The sequence below is a fragment of the Halomonas llamarensis genome (assembly GCF_023555005.1).
Lineage (GTDB): Bacteria > Pseudomonadota > Gammaproteobacteria > Pseudomonadales > Halomonadaceae > Vreelandella > Vreelandella llamarensis.
In genome coordinates this window covers 1-8,182 of sequence record NZ_JAMJPJ010000050.1, presented here as the reverse complement: position 1 = coordinate 8,182, position 8,182 = coordinate 1, and the positions used below count along the sequence as shown (strand labels likewise).

The following is an 8,182-nucleotide window of genomic DNA, read 5'->3' as shown; positions in this document are numbered from 1 at the left end:
ATGCCAGCGCGGCGATCTACAGCTTGATCGAAACCGCCAAGGCCAATGGCCTCCCACCCTATGAGTACCTGCGGTACGTCTTCGAAACATTGCCCACGCTCAACGACGACGAGCTCACCACGCTGCTACCCTGGCACTGGAAGGACACATTACCCAGCTGAGCCACGCCTGCCCAGATGTGGTTAATGGCTCGCTTACATAAAAACGGGACACTAAAAACCTATCTCGCATAATCATCGCGTCGGTAAGACGTTAAATAGCCTCAACGCATCCACCATGCAGACGTAAAGCGCTCAATAATGGCACTACCACCGCCGCGATGAATGAGGCGGGTTCAAGACATTAACCAATGAGTCTGCGAAACGAATTGCTGATGGAAGAGCGCCAAAAACCCAAAAATCAGCATTGAGTAAAGTAAAATTGTTTTTTTGGACACTAGGTAGTCGGCTCCAAATATCACTTAACATGACGCCTTCTTGAAGAATTTTTTGACCCGTTAAGTGGGAAGTGTCAATGATGACTAAATGATCATCATAATCAAATAATTCACTAATACTAACGATTGAAAATCCCCAGCGGTTGGATTTCCCTTTCCATGCATTTTGTAAGCCAAGCCGGTCCAGAACTATTCCTGGCATGCTATTATCTGCATAAACTCTAACATGTTTTTTGCCAAGAAACTGAACAATTAGTAGGGGCGAAGAAATAGAACCAGCTCTTTCGCGGATTTCAAATAATTCTTCTTCTGCTTCAGAAATCATTAACTCGGCCTCATTCTTACGATCTGAGTAAAGCCCCACCTCTTTAGTAAAATTTATTATTTTTTTCCAGCCAGATATAGAGCTAACGTTGTAAGGTGAAAGTTGTTTAACAGGTGCTATCGTTGATAGGCTTTTCTCTAAATATGTGAATTGCAACGGAATCAAAATTGAGGTTATATCTAATTTTGAAAGAAGCTCTTTATTTGGTTGATAAGTGATCCCGATATTTACGAGATCTTTTGGAATTGAGTTTTCTCCTACCCACTTCCTATAGCTACTTACGCTTCCCATTGCAACAGGAGAATCTAAAATCTCGAAAAGGGTTTCTCCAACAGCATGGTCAAGAGTTGCTATTGTGCCGATGTCACTATTTTTTTCCCCGAAAACAGAAAAAGAAACGAAAAATATCGCAACTTTTGCTATAGAGGATATATATTTGAGCAATTTTCTTGCGTATTTATAAAATATAATCATGTTTTGACTTTTGTGAATATTTTCATAGTTAAAAACCATTTATATAAATAAAAACCTGTACAGGAAAATATCCTGTACAGGTTTTGAAGGCTCAGTATTGATAGCGCATGGTGAACGTGAAGTTGCGGGGCTCTCCATAAGAGTTGTTGCGACCACGAGCTCTCATCGCTCCAAAGTATTTTTCGTCACTTAAATTGTTGCCTTTAAGCGATAAGTCTAGGCTGCGATTGAAGCGATATCCAATTAAGCCTGAAAGCAATGTGTATTTATCTTGTTCCCACCGGGTTTCACCAGATTCTACAAAATAGCCGCTAGAATAGTTTAACCCGGCACCAACTCTCCAGCCTTCATCAGGATTATCTGAAAAGTGATAGCTTGTCCATAGCTTAAAATCGTGCTCTGGCGTGTTAGTGGAAAAATCTTGGCCCTCTTTAACAGGATCATCTACAAACTCTGTTGTTGTGTAAGCATATCCTGCTGAAACATCCCAACGGGGTAGGGGTTGTCCGGTAACCTCTAATTCAAATCCTTGACTCTCAACTTCACCGTTCGCAACTGAAAAGCCAGGATTATCTATATCGGCAACGCTACGGTTCTGATCATTAATACGAAAAACAGCAGCATGCCAACTTAATAAACCACTTGAGGGTCCACCTTTTAGGCCTAGCTCAAGTTGCTCACCAGTACGTGGTTCAAGAAAGTCGCCACTAATATTTTGTGAGCTCTGTGGCTTAAATATCTCGGTGTAACTTGTGTATGCTGAGATACTATCATTTATGTCGTAGATCAAGCCTGCGTAAGGTGTAAACTCACTATCAATATCGAAATCTTCGGAGGAGTTTAACCGATCTTCAACTTGGAACCAGCTCAGCCGACCACCTGCGATGAGTGTTGTATTTTCTAGGATTGATACATTTAGCTGGCTATATAACCCCGTCTCTTCTGTTTTTGTATTGGTGATTTGGTTGAGATCAAATGTTGGCTTTGGCGTATTGGGGTTAGGATCAGCCAGATTACGCTGCAGGCTGCGAGGTTCTCCGTAGTTAAAGTTTACTTGTCCATCGGTAACTTTATGACTCGCCCCCACCATGATACCGTGGGTTTTCCCAAAAAGAGAAACCGGAGTAGAAACCGTTGCATCCACGAAGCTGTCTTCGCGGGCACTAATAATTCGCCACTGATTAATCTCCAAATTATCGGTATTGGACGTTGGAAGGCTTACGCCAGCGGAACTCTGCTGAATATCTGTTTCACGTTCAAGATGGTTGGCGATTAGACGAAAATCTCCACCATTACTGAACTGATGTTCTAGTTCAGCAAAATAGCGTTCGACGCTCTCGTCTTTAATATCCCATAGAGCGCCATGGTAAGTAGATCTATCAACGTCTATCAGCTCACCATTAGGGAGTTGTGGGAGTCCAAAATTAGGCCTGGACTCACCGGATTGGTTGATTATGCCACCGGATAAAGTGGTGTTCGGCGTAAGGTCGTACTCCAGGGTGCCATATCCAATTGTGTTTTTATCGTAGTTAAAATCGATGAAACTTTCTCTATCGTCATACACACCAACGAACCGGCCCCGCAGTTTGCCAGCTTCATCGAGTGCGCCAGTGACATCGACTTCGCCGCGATAACTATCCCAAGAGCCATAGGAAAGGGTAGATTGGAATCCAAAATCTTTTCGGGCGCGCTTACGCACCAGGTTAACGGTGCCACTCGGTTCGCCGGACCCTTGAAGAAGCCCTGAAGGGCCGCGTAAGACTTCTACTCGATCCAGCAAGGCAGTATCAAAGACCGTGTCTGTCACGCCAGCCGCCGTGTCAATTGGGCTACCGTCAAGCAACAGCGTATCCATCAGAAATCCACGGGAAATGAAGCCATTTGCTGAGGGTGAAACGCCTCTTTGAGATATTCCTGTTACCTGTGACATGACATCGGGAAGATCTGTCATATTCTGATCATTCATCCGCTTACGGGTAACAACACTGACAGATTGAGGTATTTCCCTAAGAGACTGATCTTGCTTACCGATGGTCACTTTATTGGATGTGTAAGATCCAGTGCCTTCGGTAGTAGGCTCAGAAACTGCCTCGCCGACTACCCTGACAACTGGCAAATTAGATGAATCTTGATCTGCCTCCTGAGCAAACGCCGAAGAGCTGCAGGCAGCCACAGCAATAGCCGCCGTGAGCCACCGCTTGCGGAAAGTGGGGTGATTCATGAATGTTCTCCTTGCTTAGGTTTGAATTGATTTAGTGTAAATATTAATTGTTATTGTTTGCATTATGAGTCGCCATGCCCCGATGTCAATACCTTGTGAATACCGGGACGACCTAACACTATGGCGCAGTGACTTCTTGCTTACAGGGAGAGGAGGTAGATAAGGCGGTTGTTTGATTTAGTGCATCACAAATCTCACTCGTCCGTGCCGCCAAAATCGATAGCAGGGTGTCGCTTAAACCGTGGGTGGGCTCGCAGCTGCCTTGCAGGAAAATAGCCGGTTTGAACTCAGGCTTGGTATAGAGCTGATAGTGGCGGTTGACGGCAAAATCAGGCAGGTAGTCCGCAACGGGGGCCAGTAGCTGTTTATGGGTGTCGCGTACATAGCCGGTGGCTAACACCACGGCGTCGTAGCGGGTGATATCCGTATGGCCAGTCTCCAAATCACGCACGTTTAGCTCAACGCCTTCTGGGCCTGCTTGACTGCCGATAACCTCATGACGGCGACGGAAGCGGTGGCGGGCCTGGCCGGTCACTTTTTGCTGATAGAACACATCGTAAATTTCCTGAATCAGTGCCAAGTCTGGCGCTGAGTAGTTGGTGCTTTTGTACTCCTGCAGCAGTGCTTCCCGCTGACCGGTGGGATTGTTGAACACGTAGTCGGTGTATTCGGGATTGAATATCTCGTTAACGAAGGGGCTATCGTCCGAAGGCTTAAAGGCCCATGCCCGGCTAATGAGATCCACTTGAATGCCTTCGCGGCCGTGCAGATCAAGGAAGATTTCAGCGGCGCTCTGGCCCGCACCGATCACCGCAATGCGTTTGGGGGCGTCTTGCTTCGCCAGTTCCCGGAGGTAGTGGCTGGAGTGGAAGACCCTTGGGTCGTCTTTTAGCCCAGCGAAGCATTCAGGCACATTGGGCGCGCCGCCTACGCTGACCACCAGTGAACGGGTGAGCCTTTCCTGCACCGCACCGCTCTCATCCCGTGAACGAACGCGGAGGTAGGCGACCTCGTCGTTGTCAGTTTCGGGCAGCACTTCAAACACATCCTCTCCGTAGGCGCACTGGTGTTCAAAGTGGCTGGCCGTCCAGCTTAGGTAGTCATTGAATTCGTGGCGGCTGGGGAAGAAGGTCTGCAGGTTGATAAAGTCCTGCAGGCGGCCTTTGCTGTGAAGGTAATTGAGAAAGCTGAAACGGCTGCCTGGATTGCGCGGCGTGACCAGGTCCTTGAGGAATGAGATCTGCATATGGGCATTTTCCAGCAGCATATGCGGGTGCCAGGCAAAGCAGGGCTGACGCTCAATAAAAAAGGCATCCCGTGCTTGCCCTGACTGGCGTTGCTCGTCGAGGGCAATGGCCAGGGCTATGTTGGAGGGGCCGAAGCCGATGCCGATCAAATCGTGAATATGCATAAGAGTCCTCGTGGCTGATGTGTCTATAGGGTGAAGCGTGGGTCGGGTCGTGGCGCTGACCCCGGGTGCGGAGGCAGCGGTATCCAACTGCGCTCGTTAAAAAAGTGTTCGCGTAGCTGCATGCCGAGCATGGCCCGCTTATGGGGAAAATCGAACGCCTTAACATGCGCGTAACCGCACTGGGCAAGGTTGCGCAGCATCTTGGCGTTATCCACGCGGGGTTCGATCACCAGGCGCTGGGTGCGGCAGTCATCCAGAAACAGGTAGTGCGAGATAGAGGGCATCCAGGCAGCGACATAGGGCCGCCCGCGAAAAGCGGCTTCGCCGATGAGTACGTGCCAGCCGCGATCAAAGTCATCGGCAGCGTAATAAGCGCCGATGCGATCCTCCTTGGCCCAGTAGGTCTCGAGGTAGCCGAAGGGTTCGCCGTCAATACAGCCGATCAGCGGTACCACGCTGGGATTTTGCAGCGTGCTCTCCAGCCGCTCGCGGTGCTGTTGCAAATCCCCCTGCTCCTCCCAGAAGTGGGCGACGACCGGGTCGTTCATCCAGCGGTTGAAGCGTTCAAGGTCAAGTTCCAGGTCAAGTACCCGAAAACTCAGAGTGGCATTCAGCCAGGGAATATGGCGCTGATAGACCGTGCCGCTGGGGCGCGGCGGCCGGCGTGGATGTCGCTTGCCGTTCTCCAAGATGGGTTGCTGCGGGTAGGCGCACATGGAGGGGGAGGTGAGCCAAAGGGTTGGCAGCTGCCAAAATAGCTCCGCGTAGGCCCAGAGTTCTCCATGGCTATCTTTAACGGCGATGCCGGCTGCACACAGGTTGGCATGCACAACAGTGGGTAGCTGAAGGCGTAGTGCAACAGTGGCCGGGTAACAGGCAAAGGCCCCTTCGATAGCCGCAAGTAACGCTGGGAGAGGTGGAGCGGAGCGCTGTGGCCAGCGCAGCGTCAAGTGGTTGCTATCGTCCACCAATGACCATTCAAGACGCTCTTGATTACCCTTAACGAGCAGTGACTGCGTGGTGGAATCACCAACGACTTGATAGCCATAACCCTCGGGCCGTGAGAGCAGCGAGGCTTCTGCGGGGCTTTCATAGGGTACGTCTACCTGTATTTGTGCCTGGACAGAACTGGACACCGCAAAGCTCCTATCAATAAGAACGAATCACAAAAACGAATCGAAAAATCAAAGAAAAAGCAGCCGTAAAAATTACCTGCCACGGGCGGCATTACTGACTTCCTTATCTAAGGACGAATGAGAATGAGGCTTGTTTACATGAAAATTGATTAACTTTTTGCGGGAGTGATTCGTCTTTAGAGGTAGCTGCCGGTTTTCAATCGCTTTCCAACGAGGTGAATGTGCTTTCCTATCTGTTTCGTCGAACCCGCGGGCTGATGACCGCCGCTGCCCTGGCCAGTATTCTCTCGGGGCTTTTCAGCGTGCTGCTGATTGCTCAAATTAATACAGCGCTAAACAGCGATGCCGCTAGCCGTGCCAGTGCTGCTTGGGCTTTCGCAGGGATTGCTTTGGCCCTAATGGCCTGTCGAATGGTGTCGACGGCGTTGTTTGAGCGGTTGGGGCAGCGTGCCTTGGCGGAGTTGCGCCGTTTTATTGCCCAGTGCGTGGCCGAGACGCCCTTTGCTCACTTCGAGCGTGTGGGCAGTGCGCGGATCCAGTCGGCGCTCACCGAGCACAGCAACAACGTGGCGGTACTGTTCGTTAGTTTGCCGGTGATTTTGACCAATACGGTCATTGTGGTGGGGTGCTTGGGCTACCTGGCGATGCTGTCATGGCAAGTGTTCTTGTTTGCACTGGGGGTGATTGGGTTGGGCGCTGTCGGCTATCATCTGGTGCACTTACGCGCTATTCACTATCTCCAGAGTGCCTCGTCAGAGCAGGATCGTTTGTTTGGTCATTTCCGCGCGCTGACCGATGGGGCGAAAGAGCTGCGGCTGCACCAGCGCAAGAGCGGGGTCTTTATGGACCAGATACTGGGGGAGTCAGTTGAAGGCGTGCGGCGGCTGCGCACCTATGGCATGTCGCTGTTCGTGATCTCGACCAGCTGGGGACAGTTCCTGATGTACGCTTTCATTGGCCTGGTGCTGTTTGTGTTGGCGGGCGATGGGCCTGATCAAACCCAGGTCATGACCGGCTTTGCGCTGGTGTTTGTGTTTATGGTGACGCCCCTTGAAGCGCTACTAATGAATATTCCGCGGATCAATATGGCGCGGGTAGCCGCTAGCCGAATTGATGACATCACCCGCGAGATGCCCCAGGGGCAGGAGAGGCAAGCGCCTACCCAGATGCCTACGTTGCAGCGTCTTGAGTTGCGCGACGTCACTCATCAGTACTACCACGAGCAGAGCGATGATTTCTTTGAGCTGGGGCCGATTAATTTAAGCTTTACGCCGGGGGAAGTGGTTTTCCTGGTGGGGGGCAACGGCAGCGGCAAAACCACGCTGGCCAAAGTGGTGGTGGGGCTTTATCCGCCGGATGGTGGCGAGGTGTTGCTCAATGGCGAGCCTGTCGAAGCGGATGGGTGGGATGCCTACCGGCAGCTCTTCTCGGTCGTCTTTTCTGACTTCCACCTTTTCGAGCGCCTGTTGGAAGCGCCGCGGTAAGACCGCGACGAAGAGGGCAATCGCCTGCTGGCCAAGCTGCACCTGCAGCACAAGGTACGGGTCGAAAACGGTGCCTTCACCACCCAGGCGCTCTCCCAGGGACAACGTAAGCGCTTGGCACTGGTAGTGGCCTACCTGGAAGATCGGCCCTTCCTGGTGTTTGACGAATGGGCCGCGGATCAGGATCCGTTATTCAAAGAGGTGTTCTACACAGAGGTGTTGCCCGAGCTAAAACGCATGGGCAAGGTAGTGCTGGTGATTACCCACGATGATCGCTACTTCCACCTCGCGGATCGATTGGTGCGGCTGGAAAGCGGGAAGCTGTTGGCGCCAGAGCCGGTGGATGGTGAACAGCCAACTAGTGCTGAGGTGGAGGTAAGCGAACTGCCGTAGCGTTGTTGGGCCAGGGATGATTCAAGAGCTTTTAGCCAAAGTCTCCACCTCAAACGCCACAATCTGGCGCTGGATGCTGGAAAACTCCACGCCGATGAGGTGAATGGGTTTGCCGGAGGCACGGTGTTTATCGGCGTAGCCTTTGTGTTTGATTTGCGCCAGCGCCGTGCCTTCGGGCAGTTGCTCCACCACCTTGAACTCAAACAGGTAGATATGCCCGCCAAAGTCCACGCTCATGTCCACCTTGCCATGGTGGCTGGCGTCTTCCACCGTCACACTCACCCCCAGGGCGGCAAAGTGGC

Annotated in this window: 6 protein-coding genes and 1 pseudogene; 2 read left to right on the top strand and 5 right to left on the bottom strand. The window is 51.3% G+C overall.

All coding sequences use genetic code 11. The features are described from left to right. The coding region (locus M8006_RS17050) for a transposase domain-containing protein (RefSeq protein WP_250084317.1) at positions 1-161 on the top strand (161 nt) is incomplete at its 5' end. A gap of 144 nt (positions 162-305) precedes the next feature. Here M8006_RS17050 and M8006_RS17045 read toward each other — a convergent pair. The 4 genes from M8006_RS17045 to M8006_RS17030 form a co-directional block, all read right to left on the bottom strand. Next, the gene (locus M8006_RS17045; RefSeq protein ID WP_250084316.1) at positions 306-1,274 is read right to left on the bottom strand and encodes an ABC transporter substrate-binding protein; all 969 of its coding nucleotides are present in this window, start codon (positions 1,272-1,274) and stop codon (positions 306-308) included. Positions 1,275-1,326: 52 nt separating this feature from the next. Next, on the bottom strand, positions 1,327-3,456 hold the full coding sequence (locus M8006_RS17040) for a TonB-dependent siderophore receptor (RefSeq protein ID WP_250084315.1): 2,130 nt from the start codon (positions 3,454-3,456) through the stop codon (positions 1,327-1,329). A gap of 118 nt (positions 3,457-3,574) precedes the next feature. Beyond that, positions 3,575-4,867: a lysine N(6)-hydroxylase/L-ornithine N(5)-oxygenase family protein gene (locus M8006_RS17035; RefSeq protein ID WP_250084314.1), complete on the bottom strand. Its 1,293-nt coding sequence runs from the start codon at positions 4,865-4,867 to the stop codon at positions 3,575-3,577. A 23-nt stretch (positions 4,868-4,890) separates the two neighbouring features. Continuing rightward, complete coding sequence (locus tag M8006_RS17030; protein WP_250084313.1) at positions 4,891-6,003, bottom strand: GNAT family N-acetyltransferase; 1,113 nt, start codon at positions 6,001-6,003, stop codon at positions 4,891-4,893. 215 nt (positions 6,004-6,218) lie between these two features. Between M8006_RS17030 and M8006_RS17025 the strand changes: the two are divergent. Continuing rightward, a pseudogene (locus M8006_RS17025) lies at positions 6,219-7,880 on the top strand (cyclic peptide export ABC transporter). Between the two features lie 21 nt (positions 7,881-7,901). Here M8006_RS17025 and M8006_RS17015 read toward each other — a convergent pair. Next, positions 7,902-8,182: PD-(D/E)XK nuclease domain-containing protein (locus tag M8006_RS17015; protein WP_250084312.1), on the bottom strand; the 281-nt coding region annotated here is incomplete at its 5' end.